Source organism: Reyranella aquatilis (genome assembly GCF_020880995.1).
Lineage (GTDB): Bacteria > Pseudomonadota > Alphaproteobacteria > Reyranellales > Reyranellaceae > Reyranella > Reyranella aquatilis.
The window spans coordinates 164,137-183,730 of record NZ_JAJISD010000004.1 but is presented as its reverse complement, the minus strand read 5'-3'; the positions used below and the strand labels follow the sequence as shown (position 1 = coordinate 183,730).

Annotated in this window: 17 protein-coding genes; 13 read left to right on the top strand and 4 right to left on the bottom strand. The window is 66.8% G+C overall.

All coding sequences use genetic code 11. The annotated features are described in order from the left end of the window. Positions 1 to 55: 55 nt before the first annotated feature. Entirely contained in the window at positions 56 to 1,258 is a 1,203-nt protein-coding gene (locus LJ725_RS11295; protein ID WP_230550756.1) for a CaiB/BaiF CoA transferase family protein, read from the top strand. Positions 1,259 to 1,351: 93 nt separating this feature from the next. Here the strand turns inward: LJ725_RS11295 and LJ725_RS11290 are convergent, their stop codons facing one another. Next, complete coding sequence (locus LJ725_RS11290) at positions 1,352 to 1,576, bottom strand: hypothetical protein (protein WP_230550755.1); 225 nt, start codon at positions 1,574 to 1,576, stop codon at positions 1,352 to 1,354. Positions 1,577 to 1,865: 289 nt separating this feature from the next. On the opposite strand from LJ725_RS11290, the gene rutA reads away from it, so the two are divergent. The 4 genes from rutA to rutD are packed head-to-tail and all read left to right on the top strand — an operon-like array spanning position 1,866 to position 4,881. Then, positions 1,866 to 2,969, top strand: coding sequence for a pyrimidine utilization protein A (rutA, locus tag LJ725_RS11285; RefSeq protein WP_230550754.1), 1,104 nt, complete (start codon positions 1,866 to 1,868; stop codon positions 2,967 to 2,969). Beyond that, the gene (rutB, locus tag LJ725_RS11280) at positions 2,966 to 3,715 is read left to right on the top strand and encodes a pyrimidine utilization protein B (RefSeq protein ID WP_230550753.1); all 750 of its coding nucleotides are present in this window, start codon (positions 2,966 to 2,968) and stop codon (positions 3,713 to 3,715) included. Before rutA ends, rutB begins: the two co-directional genes overlap by 4 nt. Then, entirely contained in the window at positions 3,715 to 4,104 is a 390-nt protein-coding gene (gene rutC, locus LJ725_RS11275; protein ID WP_230550752.1) for a pyrimidine utilization protein C, read from the top strand. Before rutB ends, rutC begins: the two co-directional genes overlap by 1 nt. After that, positions 4,105 to 4,881, top strand: a complete 777-nt coding sequence (gene rutD / locus LJ725_RS11270) for a pyrimidine utilization protein D (protein ID WP_230550751.1) — start codon at positions 4,105 to 4,107, stop codon at positions 4,879 to 4,881. Positions 4,882 to 4,887: 6 nt separating this feature from the next. On the opposite strand, the gene LJ725_RS11265 is transcribed toward rutD, so the two are convergent. The 3 genes from LJ725_RS11265 to LJ725_RS11255 all read right to left on the bottom strand — a co-directional run bounded on the left by LJ725_RS11265 (position 4,888) and on the right by LJ725_RS11255 (position 7,075). Continuing rightward, a complete protein-coding gene (locus LJ725_RS11265; RefSeq protein WP_230550750.1) occupies positions 4,888 to 5,340 on the bottom strand; it encodes a hypothetical protein in 453 nt (150 codons plus the stop codon). A gap of 5 nt (positions 5,341 to 5,345) precedes the next feature. Further along, a complete protein-coding gene (locus tag LJ725_RS11260; protein WP_230550749.1) occupies positions 5,346 to 6,410 on the bottom strand; it encodes an Ldh family oxidoreductase in 1,065 nt (354 codons plus the stop codon). Positions 6,411 to 6,496: 86 nt separating this feature from the next. Continuing rightward, positions 6,497 to 7,075: an NUDIX domain-containing protein gene (locus tag LJ725_RS11255; protein WP_230550748.1), complete on the bottom strand. Its 579-nt coding sequence runs from the start codon at positions 7,073 to 7,075 to the stop codon at positions 6,497 to 6,499. 214 nt (positions 7,076 to 7,289) lie between these two features. Between LJ725_RS11255 and LJ725_RS11250 the strand changes: the two genes are divergently transcribed. The 8 genes from LJ725_RS11250 to LJ725_RS11215 all read left to right on the top strand — a co-directional run bounded on the left by LJ725_RS11250 (position 7,290) and on the right by LJ725_RS11215 (position 19,566). Beyond that, positions 7,290 to 8,873, top strand: a complete 1,584-nt coding sequence (locus LJ725_RS11250; protein WP_230550747.1) for a cytochrome ubiquinol oxidase subunit I — start codon at positions 7,290 to 7,292, stop codon at positions 8,871 to 8,873. A 12-nt stretch (positions 8,874 to 8,885) separates the two neighbouring features. Next, positions 8,886 to 10,019, top strand: coding sequence for a cytochrome d ubiquinol oxidase subunit II (gene cydB / locus LJ725_RS11245; protein WP_230550746.1), 1,134 nt, complete (start codon positions 8,886 to 8,888; stop codon positions 10,017 to 10,019). A gap of 12 nt (positions 10,020 to 10,031) precedes the next feature. Next, positions 10,032 to 10,286 carry a hypothetical protein gene (locus LJ725_RS11240; protein ID WP_230550745.1) on the top strand — a complete coding sequence of 85 codons (255 nt, stop codon included), beginning with the start codon at positions 10,032 to 10,034 and terminating at the stop codon, positions 10,284 to 10,286. Positions 10,287 to 10,304: 18 nt separating this feature from the next. Beyond that, the gene (gene cydD, locus LJ725_RS11235; protein ID WP_230550744.1) at positions 10,305 to 12,071 is read left to right on the top strand and encodes a thiol reductant ABC exporter subunit CydD; all 1,767 of its coding nucleotides are present in this window, start codon (positions 10,305 to 10,307) and stop codon (positions 12,069 to 12,071) included. Continuing rightward, positions 12,068 to 13,735 (top strand): thiol reductant ABC exporter subunit CydC, encoded by a 1,668-nt coding sequence (gene cydC / locus LJ725_RS11230; RefSeq protein WP_230550743.1) that lies wholly within the window; start codon positions 12,068 to 12,070, stop codon positions 13,733 to 13,735. The genes cydD and cydC overlap by 4 nt, the downstream gene beginning before the upstream one ends. Next, a complete protein-coding gene (locus LJ725_RS11225) occupies positions 13,735 to 16,482 on the top strand; it encodes a hybrid sensor histidine kinase/response regulator (protein WP_230551009.1) in 2,748 nt (915 codons plus the stop codon). The genes cydC and LJ725_RS11225 overlap by 1 nt, the downstream gene beginning before the upstream one ends. A 74-nt stretch (positions 16,483 to 16,556) precedes the next feature. Then, entirely contained in the window at positions 16,557 to 19,028 is a 2,472-nt protein-coding gene (locus tag LJ725_RS11220; RefSeq protein WP_230550742.1) for a PAS domain S-box protein, read from the top strand. A gap of 124 nt (positions 19,029 to 19,152) precedes the next feature. Beyond that, positions 19,153 to 19,566 carry a phosphomannose isomerase type II C-terminal cupin domain gene (locus LJ725_RS11215; RefSeq protein ID WP_230550741.1) on the top strand — a complete coding sequence of 138 codons (414 nt, stop codon included), beginning with the start codon at positions 19,153 to 19,155 and terminating at the stop codon, positions 19,564 to 19,566. The last annotated feature ends 28 nt before the right edge of the window (positions 19,567 to 19,594 follow it).

The window sequence follows — 19,594 nt, the reverse complement described above, 5'->3', positions numbered from 1 at the left end:
TGTGTCGTGCGCTTGTCTATCTGAGACGTCGCACCGACCATTCGCGGGATCTGCCATGACCGAGGCTACCGGGCCGCTCGCCGGCATTCGTATTCTGGACCTCACGACCGTACTGTTCGGTCCCTTCGGCGCGCAGACGCTGGGCGACTGGGGCGCCGATCTCATCAAGGTCGAGGGGCTGACGGGCGACCAGTGGCGCTACACCGGCCAGTTCCGGAACCGCGGCATGAGCGGCCAGTTCATGGCCGCCAACCGCAACAAGCGCAGCGTGGCGATCGACCTCAAGACCGCCGGGGGCGCGGAGGTGCTGCGGCGTCTCATCGCCCGGGCCGACGCGCTGGTGACCAACATCCGTCCCGCCGCCCTGGAAAGGCTCGGTTTCGGTTACGAGGCCTGCAAGGCCCTCAATCCCCGGATCATCTACGCGGCCGCCACCGGCTTCGGTCAGGACGGGCCGTGGGCCAAGCGCCCGGCATTCGACGAAATCGTCCAGGCCGCCTCCGGTCTTGCCTCGTCCATCGGCACCGACGACGAGCCGGCCTTCGTGCCGAGTCTCGTCGGCGACAAGCTCTGCGGTCTCGCGCTTGCCGGTGCGGTGGCGGCGGCGCTGGTCTATCGCGAGCGGACCGGCAAGGGCCAATTGGTCGAGGTGCCGATGCTGGAGACGGTCGCGGCCTTCAACAGCATCGAGATGCTGGGCGGTCACGCCTTCGTGCCCCCGATCGGCCCCTCGGGCTACAAGCGGGTGAAGGAGCGCCGTCCGGTCAAGACCAAGGATGGCTGGCTCACGATGCTTCCCTATTCCGGCGAGAACTGGTGCACCTTCTTCGAGACGGTCGGCCATCCCGAATGCATCGAGGAATTCTCCGTGCGCGACCCGATCAAGCGGGCGGCCAACATCGACGCGATCTACGCGCGCATGAACAGGATCGCCCTCGAGCGAACCACCGCCGAATGGGAAGAGCTGCTGCTCAAGATCGACGTTCCGCATGCCTCCTTCGCCAAGATGACGGAGGTGGGCGAGCAGCCGCATCTCAAGGCCGTCGGCCTGTTTCAGAAGCTGGAGCACCCGACGGAAGGCACGATCCAGCAGGCCCGCCCGCCGGCGCGCTTCTCGGAAAGCCCGGCCGCCATCCGCCGCCTGCCGCCGCGGCTCGGCGAGCATACGCGCGAAATCCTCGCGGAAGTCGGCTACAGCGAGACCGACATCGACGCGCTGCTCGGGGCAAAGGCCATCGGCGAGACTGCGTCCGCGTAGCGCAACGGGAGCGGCGTAGACGATCGAGAGCGCACTGCCCACGCCGAGCCTTGCGATCGAGGCGGGTGCGATGGATCGCCGGCGGCGAGATCGCTAGCGCGTGAGACTCTCATTGCCGCGGCGCTGTCGCGCCGCCGGGTCCTTCGTGATCGAAGGCTGTGGCGGCTGGCGCGCGGATGAGCCAGCGATCCTGGCGGTTGTCCTCGTCGCGAAAATTTGCTGCGCGAGGACAATGGTCAACAGGCCAAGCGGCACGCCCAGAAAGACGACGATGTCCGAAGTCGTCAGATAGTCGAGCAAGGTGGTCGATGGGGGCATGGGCCAGTCCTTCGAAGGATGGCTTGAATTTGCCCGTCCGCCGGCCGAGCGACCTTGCGCTGGATCAAGCCTTCGCACCCACGTTGCGAGCTCCCGGCCTGGCGACCCGGTTCCGTACGGGAGCGAGCAGCGTGTCGACGGTGGCGATCGCGCCCCGGCTGCGATCCGCGCCGAGTCCGATCACAATGCAACTCCCGGGCCATCGCGACGCGTCGCGGAAACTATAGAAAGTGACCGGATCGGCGGCTTTTGGGAAAGTCTGCGGAGTCATCTTCCCTGGAGGCGGCTCTTGGAAATCGGCGTATTCATCCCGATCGGCAGCAACGGCTGGATCGTTTCGACGACGTCGCCGCAGTACAGGCCGAGCTTCGACCTGAACAGGCAGACGACGCTCAATGCCGAGCGGTACGGCTTCGATTTCGCCCTGTCGATGATCAAGCTGCGCGGGTTCGGCGGCAAGAGCGAGTTCTGGGACCACAATCTCGAATCCTTCACCCTGATGGCCGGTCTCGCCGCCGTGACCACCCGCATCAAACTCTACGCGACGGTGCCGACGCTCGCGATCCCGCCGGCGATCGCGGCCCGCATGTGCTCGACGATCGATTCGATTTCCAACGGCCGCTTCGGCCTCAACGTCATCACCGGCTGGCAGCGGCCCGAATACTCGCAGATGGGCATCTGGCCCGGCGATGAATACTTCGCCCGGCGCTACGATTTCGCCGCCGAGTATGTCCAGGTGATGCGCGACCTGTGGGAGACCGGCACCTCCAACTTCAAGGGCGAGTTCTTCAGGATGGAGGACTGCAAGCTGAGCCCGCGGCCGCAGCAGCCGGTGAAGGTGATCTGCGCCGGCCAGAGCGACGCCGGCATGGCCTTCACGGCGAAGTATGCGGACTACAATTTCTGCTTCGGCAAAGGCTACAACACGCCCACCGCCTGTGCCGACACCGTAGAGCGCATGCAGAAGATCGCCGCCGGCAGCGGCCGGGACATCGCGACCTACGCGCTGTTCATGATCATCACCGGCGAGACCGATGCCGAAGCGGAAGCCAAGTGGCAGCACTACCGGGACGGTGCGGATCTCGAAGCCCTGAAGTGGCTGACCGATCAGGGCAGTGCCGACAAGAAGTCGGGTGCCGACACCAACGTGAAGCACATGATCGATCCGAAATCGGCGGTGAACCTGAACATCGGGTTGCTCGTCGGCAGCCATGCCAAAGTGGCGCGGATGATGGACGAGGTCGCGATGATCCCCGGCCTGGCGGGCACGCTGCTCACCTTCGATGAGTTCGTGAGCGGGACCGAGATCTTCGGCGAGCGCATCCAGCCTCTGATGAAGAGCCGACGGCACATCGCCTCCGCCGTCGCCCCTGTCGCGGAGGCTGCCGAATGAGCACGCCCGTCAGCTACTTTCCGCCCGACGATCCGAACGCACGCCATCTCGAGGCGAAGCCGGAGGCACTGCTGATCCGTCCGCAGGAGACCGCACTGATCGTGGTCGACATGCAGAACGCCTATGCCTCGAAGGGCGGCTATCTCGATCTTGCCGGGTTCGACGTCGCGGGTGCCGCTGCCGCGATCGAGAAGACCAGGGAAGCCTGTGCCGCCGCCCGCGCGGCCGGCGTGACGGTGATCTATTTCCAGAACGGGTGGGATCCGGATTATGTGGAAGCGGGCGGGCCCGGTTCGCCCAACTACCACAAGTCGAACGCGCTCAAGACCATGCGGGCGAGGCCCGAGCTGCAGGGCAAGCTGCTGGCCAAGGGCGGCTGGGACTACGAGCTGGTGCTGGAGCTGCAGCCGCAGGCCGGCGATATCGTGGTGCCGAAGCCGCGCTACTCGGCCTTCTACAACACCAACCTCGACAGCCTCCTGCGCTCGCGCGGCATCCGCTCGCTGGTGTTCACGGGCGTGGCGACCAACGTGTGCGTCGAGTCGACGTTGCGCGACGGGTTCTTCCTCGAATATTTCGGCGTGGTCCTCCACGACGCCTGCCATCATGCCGGCCCGGACTTCGTGCAGAAGGCATCGCTCTACAACATCGAGAAGTTCTTCGGCTGGGTCTCGTCGGTCGAGGCGTTCCAGAAGGCGCTGAAGGACAACACCAATCCGACGCTGACGACCAAGGGAGTAGAGTGATGCCGATGAAACCCGTGATCCCGGTCGGTTCCGGCAAGACCCTGGCGCCTTATTCTCCCGGCGCGATGGCCGACGGCATCGTCTACGTCTCGGGGACGCTGGCGCTCGACAAGGAGACCAACGTCGTCCACGTGGGTGATGCCGCGAAGCAGACCGAGTTCGTGCTCGAGCAGATCAAGTCGGTGATCGAGGCGGCCGGAGGCACAATGTCCGATGTCACGTTCAACCAGATCTTCCTGACGGATTGGGCGAACTACGCCGCCATCAATACCGTCTATGCGACGTACTTTCCCGGCGACAAGCCGGCGCGCTACTGCATCCAGTGCGGCCTCGTGAAGAAGGACGCGCTGGTCGAGATCGCCACGACGGCGCATGTCGGCAAGCGCTAAGTGAGCGTCGACGTCCTCGAAAGCGCCCGCGAGGGGGCACCGACCGTGCTGCTGTCATCGGGCCTGGGCGGTGCGGCGGGATACTGGGCGCCGCAGCTTGCCGCGCTGCGCGCTCACTACCGCGTGATCACCTACGACCAGGCGGGAACCGGGCGAGCGAAGCGGGACCTGCCGGAACCATACTCGATCGGCGCCATGGCCGACGACGTGCTGGCGATCCTCGACGAAACCGGCACCACAACCTGTCACTTCGTGGGACACGCGCTCGGCGGACTGGTCGGGCTGGATCTCGCCCGCAGGGTGTCGCAGCGGCTCGTGTCGCTTACCGTGGTGAACGGCTGGGCGAAGGCGGACGAACATACGAAGCGCTGCTTCGAGGCGCGGCTGCTGTTGCTGGAGCATGCCGGCCCCGCGGCTTACGTGCGGGCCCAGCCGATTTTCCTCTATCCGGCCCTGTGGCTGGCCGAGAACGCGGAGCGGGCGCGCCACGAAGACGAGCACGGGCTGGCTCATTTCCAGGGCGAGGAGACGCTGCGCCGCCGGATCGGCGCGCTCCTGCGCTTCGACGCGACGGCGGACCTCGCCACCATCCGCACGCCGGTCCTCGTCATGGGGGCACGGGACGACGTGCTCGTACCTGCCAGCAAATCGCGGGAACTCGCGGCCGGCCTGCCCCGTGCGGACCTGCAACTCGTCGACTATGGCGGGCATGCGGTGAACGTGGTCGAGCCGGACGCCTTCAATGCGGCGCTCCTCGACTTTCTCGGTCGCGCTTGAGCCCCGTTAGCGGCGCACCGGACAAAGCGACAGATAGAAGAAGAACGCCATCACCGGCAGCACCAGCCAGTTGATCTCTGCGCCCGGCGCCGTGCCCATCGTCGTCACCGGCTTGAGGTGTCCCGCCAGCCCGCGCAGCACAGGCTCCAGGGTGAAGACCAGCAGCACCAGCGGTACGGTTCCGCGCCAGCGCAGCAGCAGGACCCAGAGCAGCAGGGCGAGCAGCAGCTGGATCGCTCCCCACTGACCGAAGATGGCCACGATGTTCGAGCCGCCGGCCACGCCCGTGACGTCGATCGTGGCGATCGACTGCGCGCCGCCGTCCGGCGCCAGCAGATGGATGCAGGAACGCACGGTGATGGCGACGAGCCAGGCGACGGCGACCCAGAAGGAGATCGCCGGCCCGTCGTAGAGCGCGGGATTGGCGGGCAGCAGCCGCGCCGGAGACGGCCGCCACAAGGCCGTCAGCCCTCCATGATCCAGTCGGCGCCGGATGCCAGCGCGATCTCCTTGACCTTGGCGAGCAGGTTGGGGCCGACGGGGATGCCGGTCTTCATCCGGGCGGCGGCGATGCGGCGCTCGGGATCGCCGGCGACCTGCACGGGCTTCGCGGGATCGGCCGGCCGCGTCGCGCGCAGCGTGTCGCAGAAGGCGGCGACATCGGCCTGGAAGTCGGCGGTGTCGCGGAACATGCCGGGATCCATCGCGAGGAAGAAGTGGCCGATGTCGATCGGGCCGGGCCGCGTGTTGCGCGTCGGGTCCGTCACCATCGCGCCGCCCGACAAAGCCGAACTCAGGATGTTGACCATGGCGCCGAGACCGTAGCCCTTGTGGCTGCTGCCTTCCGGCGTGCCGCCGAGCGGCGTCATGTAACCGCCCTTGCTGACCTCGTGCGGGTCGGTGCTGGGCAGGCCGTCCTTGGTCACCAGCCAGCCGGTCGGCGTCTGCAGACCCTCGTTCGCCTTGTTGCGGATTTTGCCGGCGGCGACGGTCGTGGTCGCCATGTCGAGCAGGAACGGTTCGCCCGGCTTGCCGGGCGCGGCGAAGGCGATCGGATCGGTGCCGAGGCGGGCCTGGGCGCCGTTGGTCGGCGCCATGTTGATGCCGCTGGCGGAAGTCGTGGCCATGCCGATGAAGCCGGCATCGACGGCCTGCAGCACATAGAAGCCGCAGGCGCCGAAATGGCCGGAGTTGCGCACCGCCGCCACGCCGATACCGGTCTTCTTCGCCTTCTCGATCGCGATGTCCATGGCGCGCCGTCCGGCGGGATGGCCGAGGCCCCCGGCACCGTCGACCAGCACCGATACCGGTGTCTCCTTCAGGACCCTTGGCTCGGCGCGCAGGTCGAGCTTGTTGGCCAGTCGCCGCTCGTCGTAGGGCGGCACCATCGAGATGCCGTGCGTGTCGATGCCGTGGAGGTCCGCCCAGCTCATGATCTCGGCGGTGCCGACGGCGGTGGCCTTCGGCATGCCCCAGGCCTCCAGGATCAGTTCGAGCTGCTTGCGATGGGTTTCGTACGACGCGGGCATTTCCTGTTCCTTTGTTGCCGCGCCATTATTCGGGGTGCCGGAGCGCGATCAACCGTCTCGTCGCTTTCGCAAGCGCCGGGTGACCCTCAGGCAGGATCGCGTGGATCGAGCTTGCCCTGCAATTGAAGGATCTGAACGGCCTGAAGGGAGAGCACGCTCAACGCGTCGCGAATTTCCCCAGCCGAAACCATGCGGAACGCTTCGGCCAGCGGCACGCGTCTCACCGCCAGGTCTTCGGTGGCCTCGGGTTCCGCTTCGCCCTGCGTGAGGCCCCAGGCGACATAGGCGACGGCGCGCTCGTCGGACACCGAGTTGGAGAGATCGCACTCCAGGATCTTGCGCCAGTGGCCCGCCACGAGGCCGGTCTCCTCGCGAAGCTCACGGGCGGCGGACTGGAGCGGGTCGACACCGTGTGCGCCGCCCCCCTCCGGGATCTCCCAGCTGTAGGCCCCGAGCGGAAAGCGATACTGGCCTACCAGATAGGTATGCCCCTCGGAATCGATCGGCACGACGCCGATGGCGATGTTCTTGTAGTGGATCAGTCCGTAGATGCCGGGTGTCTGCGCCGGCGTCAGCACCTCGTGATGGGTCAACCGGATCCATGGATTGTCGTAGACGTCCTTCTTGGAAAGAACGGTCCACGGGCCCTTGCGCTCATTCGTCATGGCCCGACTATCGCATTCGCCCGGTGCTGCGGCCCAGCCCGATTTCCCGCTGTTCGACTGCCGATCCCGGCGGTTGTGCATTGTCGTGCGCGGGAGGTCTTGCAGGGGCCGGCGTGCTTGATCAGGATCAAGTGAAGCCTGTGCCCGCCGGCTGTATTTTCCGCTGCGTCCGTTGGAGTATCCGGGCATGCGTTGAGGGGAGTAGGGTTGGCACATGGTGAATGATCTTGTCGTGGACCTGTCGCGCGCGCAGTTCGCCGCCACGGCGCTCTACCACTTCCTGTTCGTGCCGCTGACGCTGGGCCTCACCGTGCTGCTGGCCGTGATGGAAACGATCTACGTCACGACGGGGCGCGAGATCTACAAGCGCATGGCCCAGTTCTGGACGCGCCTGCTGCTGATCAACTTCGCGCTGGGCGTCGCCACCGGTCTCACCATGGAGTTCCAGTTCGGCACCAACTGGTCTTTCTATTCGAGCTTCGTCGGCGACACGTTCGGCGCGCCGCTGGCGATCGAGGGCCTGATGGCCTTCTTCCTGGAATCCACCTTCATCGGCCTGATGGTGTTCGGCTGGGACAGGATGTCCAAGGCCCAGCACCTCATCGTGACCTATGCCGTCGCGCTGGGCTCGAACTTCTCGGCGCTGTGGATTCTGGTCGCCAACAGCTTCATGCAGCACCCGCAGGGCGCCGAGTTCAATCCCATCACCATGCGCATGGAACTGCACGACTTCGGCGCGCTGTTCTTCAATCCCGACGCGCAGTCCAAGTTCGTCCATACCGTGCTCGCGGGCTACGTGACGGCGGCCATCTTCGTCTGCGGCGTCAGCGCCTGGTACATGCTGAAAGGGCGCCATCTCGATCTCGCGCGGCGCTCGTTCCGCGTCGCCGCGGTGTTCGGCATGCTGGGCGGCGCCGGCGTGATCACGCTGGGCGATGCGCTGGGCTATGTCGGCGCCAAGGTCCAGCCGACCAAGCTGGCCGCGATGGAAGCCCTGTGGACGGCCGAGAAGGCGCCGATGGCGTTCAACGCCATCGCCTTTCCCAACCAGGCCGAGCAGAAGAACTATTTCACGGTTCAGATTCCCGCGATGCTGTCGATCCTGGTCACGCATTCTCTCGACGGAGTCGTGCCGGCGATCGACCAGCTCCAGGTCCAGGCGCAGGAGCGCATCCGCAACGGCATCCCGGCGGTTCAGGCGATGGAGAAGCTGAGCGCCAATCCGCGCGACGAAGCCGCGCTCGCCCAGTTCAAGGCGCACGGCAAGGATGTGGGCTACGGCTTTCTGGTCCTCCGCTATGCGCCACAGGGCGACCTGACGAAGATCACCGACGCCGACATCGCCCGTGCCGCGCGCGACACCATTCCCGACGTGTCGATCGTCTTCTGGTCCTTCCGCTTCATGGTCGCCTTCGGCCTGCTGATGCTGGCCTACCTCGTGCTGGCAACCCTGATGACCCTCTCCAACCAGGTCGAGCGGCAGCGCTGGTTCCAGTGGAGCGCAGTGCTGATGATCTCGGTGCCGTTCCTCGCCTGCGAGTTCGGCTGGCTGGTCGCCGAGGTCGGCCGCCAGCCCTGGACCGTCAACGAGATGCTGCCGACGTGGCTGTCGGCGTCGACGCACAGCGTCGCCTACATGGTGTTCTCGCTCTCCGGATTCATTCTGCTCTACACCGCCTTCGCGATCGTCGAGGTCTACCTGATGCTGCTGTTCATCCGGAAAGGGCCGGAGGAGCATGGCGCCGCTGTTCCCGTACCCGCCGTCGGTCCCGCCGGCCATGCGCTCGCGGCGCGTTGAGGGAGGCGCGTCATGGAAACCTATATGATCCTCCTGATCGTCTGGTGGGGCCTGCTCGGTGTGCTCCTGACCGGCATCGGGGCCATGGTCGGCATGGACATGGGCGTGGGGACGCTGTTGCCCTATGTCGGGCGCACCGACTCCGAGCGGCGGGTGGCGCTGAACGTCATTGGTCCGCACTGGGACGGCAACCAGGTGTGGTTCATCCTGGGCGGCGGCGCGATCTTCGCGGCCTGGCCGCTGGTCTATGCGACCGCCTTCTCCGGCTTCTACATCGTCATGCTGCTGCTGCTCTGGAGCATGATCCTGCGGCCGCTGGGCTTCGAGTATCGCAGCAAGCTGCCGTCGGCCGGCTGGCGTCGTGTCTGGGACACGGCCCTGTTCCTGAGCGGCCTGCTGCCGATGGTGGTGTTCGGCGCGGCGATCGGCAATGTGCTGCAGGGTGTGCCGTTCCACTTCGACTGGCGCCTGACCTCCTTCTACACCGGCAGCTTCCTGTGGCTGTTCAACCCCTTCGCCGTCCTGTGCGGGCTGATGTCGGTGGCGCTTGCGGTCTATATGGGCGGTACCTGTCTGGCGAGCGGCGCGGACGATCCGATCGGCTCGCGCGCGCGTCGCGCCGCGATCGCGGGCGGGCTGGCGGCGCTGGCGATCTTCACGATCGCGGGCTTCTGGGTCTCCACCATCGAGGGCTTCAAGCTGGTGGCGGGACCTCTTCCCGGCGTGCCTCAGACTCCGCTGCACCAGCAGGTGACGCGTGTGCCCGGCGGGCTGCTCGCCAACTATGCGGCCCATCCGGCGCTGTGGCTGTTGCCGGCGCTGGTCTATGCCGGGCTGCTGCTGGGCGCGCTGGCACATGCGATTCGGCAGCCGATCCTCGCCTGGTGGCTGGGGGCCCTGGCCTGGATCGGCGTGATCGGGACCGTCGGTGCCGCGATGTTCCCCTTCATCATGCCGTCGTCCAGCAATCCCGGGCACAGTCTCACGCTCTGGAACTCGGGCTCCAGCCGCGTGACGTTGACCTGGATGGTGGGTTTCGTCCTGATCTTCATGCCGATCATCGTGTGGTACACGAGCTGGGCGTTCTGGGTGATGCGCGGCAAGATCGGCGTGAAGCACGTCGAGACCTCGGACCACGCCTACTGAGGGAGGCCGGACATGTTCGTGCGCTACATCATCGCCATGACGCTGGCGGGCCTCGCCATCCTGTTCGGCATCATCCTCGGTGACTACGGGCCCTGGTACCTGTCGTGGTTCCTCGGCACGGGCTTCATGGTGCTTGTCGCCGTCTCCGCGGGCGTGTTGTTCGAGGCGCAGGAGGATGCCGCCCAGGCGGCGCGCGGGTCTGGCAAGGCGCTGGACCTCGCAAGCGCCGTCGAAGCGCCGCCGGCCCCACGGCATCCCTCGCACTGACCTGACGATCCCTCCCTCATGACCGAGGTTTCGGTGGACGCGCCTCGCCGTCGTCGTGCCGGTGCCGAGCGCTGGCTGCGTAGCGAGATCGCGGCGGCGGCGAAGAGCGGCGTGCGGCGCGCCAGCGTGCTGGGCGCACTGGCGGCGGCGCTGGCCGTGCCGCAGGCCTGGCTGCTGGCCAATGCCATCGCCCCGGTGGTCATGCAAAAGGCATCCGTCTCGTCGGCGCTTCCCTGGCTGTTGCCCGTGCTCCCGTTGCTGGGGGTGCGGTTCGTCCTTGCCGCGGCGTCGGGGCGCTCCGCGCTCGCGGCGGCCGCCAAGGTGAAATCGCGCATCCGCTCGATGCTGCTGCGCCATCTGGCATCGCTCGGTCCGGCGGCGACGGCGGGCCGCAGCACGGGCGAGGCCGCGACGGTCGTGCTCGAAGGTGTCGACGCGCTCGATGCCTACGTGTCGCGCTACCTCGCCCATCTCGGCGTGCTCGCCGTGCTGCCGCTGCTCGTTCTGGCCGTCGTGCTGCCGCGGGACTGGATCTCGGGGCTGGTGCTGCTGGCGACCGCGCCGGTCATCCCGCTGTTCATGGTCCTGCTGGGACTGGGCGCGGAGCGGCTCAACCGGCAGCAATGGCTGCGGCTCATGCGCCTGTCGGGGCGCCTGCTCGACGGGCTGCAGCGGCTCACCACGCTGCGGCTGCTGAATGCGGGGGACCGGGAGGCCGAGCGCCTCGCGGAGGCGGCCGAGGACTACCGCCGCAGCACCATGGCGGTGCTGCGGGTCGCCTTCCTGACGACGCTGGCACTCGAATTCTTCGCGGTCGTCGGCATCGCGCTGGTGGCGGTGTTGATCGGCTTTCGCCTGCTCGACGGTGAACTGGACTTCGAAACCGCGTTCTTCGTCCTGCTGCTGGCGCCCGAGTTCTACGCGCCGCTCCGGCAGCTCGGTCTCGACTATCACGCGCGCATGGAATCTCTGGCGGCGGTCGAGCGGATACTCGACCTGCGGGCAACGACGCCGTTGCCGGCCGGTACGAGACGGCCGCCGCTCGGGACCGCCATCACGATCGAATGCGACGCCGTGGGCTTCGCCTGGGAGCCGGACAGGCCGGCTGTCCGGGAGCTTTCCTTGCGCATCGCCCCGGGCGAGATCGTGGCCCTGGTCGGGCCGAGCGGATCGGGCAAGAGCACGCTGCTGTCGCTTCTGCTGGGTTTCGTGCATCCGCAGTCGGGGCGGATCCTGGTCAACGGCCACGACCTCGCCGGCCTCGACCCTGCGCACTGGCTCGGCCATGTCGCCGTGGTGCCTCAGCGCCCGCACATGTTCGCGGGCAGCGTGCTCGACAACATCCGGCTGGGCAATCCCGACGCCGGTCTCGACCAGGTGCGGGCCGCCGCCCGGCGGGCGGCCGCCGACGCGTTCATCATGGCCCTGCCGCAAGGCTACGATACGCCGCTCGGCGAGCATGGCGAGACACTGTCGGGCGGCCAGGTCCAGCGCGTGGCGTTGGCACGGGCTTTTCTCAAGGAGCAGGCCGGGGTTCTGCTTCTCGACGAGGGCACGGCCGGGCTCGATCGCGACACCGAGGCAGCCGTGGTCGACGCCATCCGGCGGCTCGCCATCGGTCGCACGACGCTGATCGTCACCCATCGCCTCGCCACCGTGCATCTCGCCGATCGGGTCGTTTTCCTCGACGAGGGCGGCATCGTGGAGCAGGGGCCGCGTGCAGAGATCGCGTCGGGCGACGGTCGGTTTGCAAGCCTCCTGCGCGAGGCGGGGCTGTCGCCATGAGCGACTGGACCGTCCTGCGCCGGCTGCTCGCCCTGGCGTGGCCGTGGCGCGGCTGGATGAGCCTCTCGGTCCTCGTCGCCTGCGCCACCGTTCTGGCCAGTGTGGCCCTGATGGGCGTCGCCGGCTGGTTCATCGCGGCCATGGGGATCGCCGGCGTCACCACCGGCATGATGAACTACTTCCTGCCATCGGCGGGAATCCGCTTCTTCGCCATAGTGCGAACCGGCGGTCGCTATGCCGACCGGTTGCTGAGCCACGAGGCCACGTTCCGGCTGCTCGCCGGGCTCCGCCTCTGGCTGTTCCGAAAGCTCGTCCCCCTGTCGCCGGGCCAACTCCAGTCGCGACGCGGCGGCGACCTGGCTGGCAGCCTGCAGGCCGACGTCGATACCTTGCAGCATGCTTACCTGCGTCTCGCCTCGCCGGTCGCCGTGGCGCTGGTGTGCGGAGTCGCGGTCGTGGCGACGGTGGCCGTCCTGCATCCGCCGACTGCCGTCTTGCTGGCAGTGCTGCTGGTCGTGGCAGGTCTCGCCGTTCCGGCGCTGGCGCGCCGGGCCGCCGCCGCACCGGGCGCGGATGCCGTCGCATCGCGCGCCGATCTGCGCGTGGCGGCGGTCGATCTCCTGCAGGGCCTTGCGGATCTGCGCGCCGCCGGCGCCGTCGAGCGCCACCTCGTCGTTCTCGACGGGCTGGGCGATCGCCTCGCCGGCAACCAGTGCCGTGCCGCGACGGCGGGGGTCGTGGCGGAGGCCGCGGTCGGTCTCTCGGCAGGTCTGGCATTGTGGGGTGCGGCCTTGCTGGCCGCGGCGAGCGTTGCGGCGGGACTTGCCCCCGCTCTCGTACCGGCGCTGGCGCTGGTTGCCCTCGCGGCCTTCGAGGCGATCGCGCCCCTGCCCGCGGCCATGGAGCGCTGGGGCGAAGTGAGCGCCGCGGCGCGCCGCATCTTCGAATTGGCCGACCAGAGCCCGACCATCGTCGCCGGACCGGCGCCGTCGCCGGTGCCGCACGATGCCAGCGTCGTCTTCTCCTCCGTGCGATTGCGCTACGCGCCCGATCTGCCGCCAGCCCTGGATGGGCTCGATCTCGAGATCGCGGATGGCGATCATCTCGCGATCCTGGGCCCGAGCGGTGCCGGCAAGAGTTCGATCGCGCGACTGCTGCTGCGATTCTGGGAGTATGAAGGGGAGATCCGTTTGGGCGGTCACGACCTGCGCCGCTATCGGCCCGACGACCTGCGTCGCATGGTCGGCGTTGCCACGCAGGATGCCCAGCTCTTCAACGGGACGATCCGCGACAACCTCCTCATGGCCGCTCCGGACGCGGATGCGGCGGCGATGGACCGTGTCCTGGAGATCGTGCAACTCGCCGGATTCGTGCTCGATCTGACCGACGGCATCGACACCTGGATCGGGGAGGCGGGGGCGCGCCTTTCTGCCGGCCAGGCGCGCCGCCTCGTTATCGCCCGTGCCCTTTTGCGCAATCCCCGGCTTCTCATTCTCGACGAGCCGACCGAAAATCTGGATGCGGCGACGGCCGGGCGTCTCCTGGCTTCGTTGCGTGAGGAGACCGCGAACCGCACCGTCATCCTGATCACCCATGATCCGCGAGCAGCCTCCCAGTTCACGGACAGGATCGTGCAGATGCAGGCCGGGCGCATTGTTCGGTGATGCAGGGCCGTTGCCGTCGACCGCTGCGTTTGCAGTTTGCGAATCGGCGTCGGGCCACTCTGAGTTTGCGTTGCAAATTGCAAACCGAAGACGGCGCAAGGCTACATATGGTAGTTAACGAGCATCGATTGGCCCTATTAGAGGGCGGGCTGCGCAGGCGCTACTCTTGCTCCCAGGATAGATTCGAACCCGCATCCGGACGAAAACAAATGAGCGAGACCGCCGTATCGAGACCCTTCCTCCCGCGGCGCCTGAGCCGGCGTGGTCGTACGGCTCTGGCGGGAGGGATCCTGACAGTCTGCATCATGGTGGCGGGCGCAACGCTGATGCTGTGGCGGTCGCATCAGACCACCATCGAAGAGTGGAAGGTGAATCTTTCCAACATGTCCACGATCCTTGCGGCTTCGACCAACCAGACGATGAAGGCCGCCGACCTGGTCCTCAAGAGCATCAGCGACCGCGTGCACGACGCCGACATCGCCAACGTCGACGAGTTCCGTCAAGAGATGGGCACGCGCGAGATTTTCGACATGCTCCGCAACAAGGCGAGCAGCGTGCCACAGGTCGACGTGGCCACGATCGTCGCGCCGAACGGCGACATCATCAACTTCACGCGTTCCTATCCCCCGCCCCGGATCAATCTGGCGGACCGCGACTACTTCAAGGCCCATATGGCCGATCCCAAGCTCGACGTGTTTCTGAGCGTTCCGGTCAAGAATCGCGGGACCGGCACATGGACCTTCTATCTCGCGCGCAAGATCAAGAGCCGGACAGGGGAGGTGCTCGGCCTCGTCCTGACAGGCATCGAGAGCAGCTTCTTCCAGGACTTCTTCAAGGCCGTGAGCATCGGCGACGAGAGCGCCATCTCGCTGTTTCGAAGCGACGGCATCCTGCTCGCGCGCTATCCGACGCGAGACGAGCTGATCGGCAAGTCATTCAGGGATCAGGCGGTGTTCCGCGACATCATCAGCCGCGGCAGCGAAGGCGGGGCCGTCGTCACCACGGGCCCGCGCCTGGCCGACAAGGATTCGAGTCAGATGCGGATCGTGGCCCCCCGCTCGCTCAAGGACTATCCGCTCGTGGTCAACGTCACGGCGACCGACGAGCTGATCCTGGAACTCTGGTACACTACCGCCTGGTTCATTGGGCTCGGCACGGCTTTGTTCGCGCTGCTGCTGCTGGGCCTCACGGGATGGATCGCCACGCTCCTGACCCGCCAGGAGACAACCATGGTCGACCTGCGCCGTGCGCGGGCGGATGCCGAAGAGGCGACACAGGCGAAGACCGACTTTCTCGCCATGATGAGTCACGAAATCCGGACGCCGATGAACGCCGTCATCGGCATGTCGAACATGCTGGCCGACACGAAGCTCGATCAGATCCAGAAGCGCTTCGTCCGCATCATCGAGGACTCGGCGGCTCATCTGCTTCAGATCATCAACGACATCCTGGACTTCTCACGCCTCGAGGCGAACCGTCTCACCATTCAGAAGGCCGACTTCGATCTCAACGCCCTGGCCGAGAGCGCCATAGACATTGCGCGTGGACTGCCGGGCGCGGACCAGATCGACATCGCGATGGCCTTTGCCGGAAACATTCCGCCCGTCGTATCGGGCGACAGCGATCGCCTGAACCAGGTTTTCCTGAACCTGCTGGGCAATGCGGTGAAATACACCGAGCAGGGCGCCGTTACCCTGTCGGCCACCGTGGTCGACCAGGGGGCAGAGAGCATGCGGATCCGCTTCTCGGTCACGGACACCGGTATCGGTATTGCACCGGAGATCCAGGAGCGTCTGTTCCAGCCCTTCGAGCAGGGCGACCTGCGCCTGGCGCGCCGCAAGGGCGGCACCGGTCTCGGCCTGGCGATCTGCAAGAGGCTGATCGACCTCATGGGCGGTCAGATCGGCGTGTTGAGCAAAGCCGGGCAGGGTTCGACCTTCTGGTTCGAACTGCCCTTCGGCAAAGGTATGGCGCCGACCGCCGGGGGCAAGGGAATGCCGGTTCCGCGGCCTCGCACGCAGCGGAGCCTCAGGATTCTGGTGGCAGAGGACACGCCGGCCAACCAGATCGTTGCGCGGGCGATGCTCGAGAAACTCGGTCATCGCGTCCAGCTGGTTGCGGATGGAACTGAAGCCGTCGCTGCCGCGCACAACGGCACTTTCGACCTGATCCTGATGGACGTCCAGATGCCGGCCATGGACGGCTATGAGGCGACGCGGCGAATCCGCAAGCTCGAGGGGCCGTCGGCGACGACGCCCATCATCGCCCTTACGGCATTCGCGCAGGTGAGCGATCGCGAGAAGGCGATCGCCGCCGGCATGACGGATCACATCAGCAAGCCGATCCGCGTCGACGAGCTCGATGCCGCCATCGAGCGAAACGTCCAAGCTGGCGAGACTCCCAGGCCGCTCTCGATCGATGGCGAGCTGGATCGGTCGGCGTTGGACGAGTTGTTCGACGCGGTGGGGCCGGAAGCGTTCGGCGAGTTGATTGCCTCGTTCGTCAAGGACGCCAACGGGGCGCTGGCCGAGTTGCGCGACACCGCAAGCGAGCCGGCTCGATTACGCGCGGCTGCCCATCGTCTGGCCAGCCTCATGGGGCAGTTCGGTGCGACCGAGGCTGCCGATTCGGCGGTCGCCGTGGAGCGCGCGGGAGACGCCGAGGTACGGGAACGTGCCGACAGGCTCCTGTCGGTCGGTGAAGCCGCCGTCGCCGCTGTCCGCCAGGTGCGGCGTGGTCCGACATGACAAAGGAAACCGGTGGTCTCGGTGTGCTTGTGATGGATGCTGCCGGCGGCGTCCGTTCCGGCAATGCGAGAGGCATGGCTCTGCTGGCGCGCGACGCCGAACACTGGGGCGGAGCGCTGCGCGAGCGCCTTACCGGGGCGGCTGCCCGATGCCCCGAGTCCGGTCTGTTCAACGCAGCGGGAGCGGTCGGTGCCGCCTGCACTTTGGAATTCTCCGTCGAGGAGCATCCTGGCGGTGGTGCCGGAGAGCGCATCGTCGTCCTGCGCGAAGTCGTGCCGGCTGTGCGGATCGATCCGCATATGTCTTCCCTGCTGGTTGCGGCACTGGAAACACTGCCCGACGGATTCGTGCTCTTCGACGCCGACGACCGCATCGCCCTCTATAACCAGCGCTATCGCGAACTCTATCCGGAGAGTGCTGACCTCATTGGCATAGGTACGTCCTACGAGGCGGGGCTCCGGGAAGGTGTGCGGCGCGGCCAATACCCCGAGGCGATCGGTCGGGAAGAGGATTGGATTGCGGAGCGCCTGCGTCAGCATCGTGACCCTCGAATGCCGATCGAGCAGCGGACGGCCGACGGGCGGTGGATCCGAATCCTGGAGCGGCGGACGACCACCGGTGAAACGGTCGGCTTGCGCGTGGACATCACGGAGATCAAGGAGCGCGAAGCCGCGTTGCGCCGCAGCGAGGAGCGGCTGCGAGCGACCATGGACGCCACCCCGGATTGCATCTTCTGCGTCGACGGAGAGGGCCGCGCCGTGGACGTCAATCAGGCCGTCGAGACGGTGTTTGGACATCGCCGGGCCGACATCATCGGCAGGGTGCCGGTCGACGTCGTGATTCCCGAGCGCTTTCGAGCGGCTCTGAAGGAAGGGCTTCGGCTCTACGTCGAAGAAGACAAGGTGCCCGACGGCACCGTGCGGCACGAGATCAGGGGCCTCCGGGCCGACGGAACCGAGTTTCCCTGCGAGATCACCATCTCCGCGGCGAGGTCGACGGAAAAACTCCTGGTCGGCCATCTGCGCGACATCACGGAACGGAAGGAGCGAGAACGCGAGTTCCGGCAAGCCAAGGAAGCCGCCGAAATTGCCGACCGCGCGAAGTCGGATTTCATCGCGCGGATGAGCCACGAAATTCGCACGCCCATGAATGCCGTGATCGGCCTGTCGAGCCTGCTCGTCGATTCGCCGCTGGACGCCGTCCAGAAGCAGCACGTCGACATGATCGAGAAGTCGGCAACGCACCTGCTGTCCCTCATCAACGACATTCTCGATTTCTCGCGGTTCGAGGCCGGGCGATTCGGGCTGGCGGTCGAACCGTTCGACGTGCGGGAGCTGGCCGACAGCGCCGTCGCCGTGTCGCGCGGCCTGCCCGGTGCCGGGAGACTCACCATCTCTTCGAAGCTTGCACCGGATGTTCCGCTGCGCCTGCGCGGCGACGTGCGGCGCGTGAACCAGATCCTGCTCAATCTGCTGAGCAATGCCGTGAAGTTCACCGATACCGGCCGTGTGACCCTGTCCTGTACGCTGCTCGAGCGTCGAGAGGGCTCGGCGAGGCTGCGTTTCGCCGTCGAGGACACCGGCGCCGGAATCCCGCCGGAACTGCGGAGCCGGCTTTTCAAGCCGTTCGAGCAGGGTGCCGAGGCTGCCGCCCTCCCGGGCACCGGCACGGGACTCGGTCTGGCGATCTGCCGCCAGCTCGTCGAATTCATGGGGGGATCGATCGGGGTCGACAGCCGCAGCACGGGATCGACTTTTTGGTTCGAGCTCGAGTTCGATCTCGACGGCGCCGGCGAGGTGACGCCGCGCACCGATGCCGCAAGCACCTGTTCACTCTCGATTCTTGTGGCCGAGGATGTCACCGCCAATCAGGTTCTGGTCCGCGCGCTTCTGGAGAAGATGGGGCATCGGGTCGAGATCAGGAGCGACGGCGCCGCTGCCCTGGCGGCGGTCAAGGCCGGCGGCTTCGATCTCGTCCTGATGGATGTGCAGATGCCGATCATGGACGGGCTGGAGGCGAGTCGGGCGATCCGCGCCCTCGATGGCCCGGTAGCGAAGATACCGATCGTCGCGTTCACGGCTTTCGGTCAGCCCGAGGAGAGGGCGCGCGCCCTGGCGGCCGGGGCAAACGACACCCTTGCCAAGCCACTTCGCCCGCGTGAGCTCGCCTCTGTGGTGGAACGCATGGTTTCGTCTGGCCCGGACCAGACCAGCGAGGCGGGCGACGAAGCGATCCTCGATCGCACCGCGCTCGATGAACTGCGCGAGTCGGTCGGAGCGGAGGCCTTCGAGCGGCTCGTGGCGCGTTGTCGCCAGGATGTCGGCGAATCGCTCGACGAACTCGAGGATGCGGCCCGGAGCCTTGACGCCGCTCGCATCCGCAGGGCGGCCCATCGACTCGTGGGACTATTCGGTCAGTTCGGTGCGGTGCGCGCCGCCGAGGCCGCGGTCGCCGCCGAGCTTGCATCCGATGGGGAGCAGGCGGCGTGCGTTGCAGGCCTGCTGGCCCATGGTCGGCGGGCGCTTGCAGCGATGGGCAACACATAGCGCATTGCAAATCGCGAAGGCGACGCGATGTCGTTGCAAAACGCGATGAACGTCGGAAGCCGCGCAAAGCCGATTCCGCTTTGTTTTCAAGACGTTGATGTTTTGCTGATCGATGGCCTGCCGGTTGCAGACCAACGCCTCGACCCAATGGGACGAGGACGACATGCCAACTCAGGACATTCAACATCGCGTTGCCGCCGAGCCCGTTCTGCGGCCGTGGGGCGCTTACGAATCGATTGCCGCCGATCCCGGGTATCAGGTCAAACGTATCGTCGTGGCGCCGGGTGGATGCCTGTCGCGGCAGCGCCATGCGCGGCGCGCCGAGCACTGGGTGGTCGTCCAGGGAACCGCGATCGTCGAACTCGACGGCATTGAGCGCGAACTCCGTCCCGACCAATCGATCTACATACCGCTGCGCGCCATCCATCGGCTGACGAACCGGACCGACCAGCCGTTGGTCCTGATCGAGGTCCAGTGCGGCGACTATGTCGGCGAAGACGATATCGAGCGCTTCGACGACGTCTACGGCCGGACCTGATCCGCTCACCGCCTTCTGCCCCACCAAC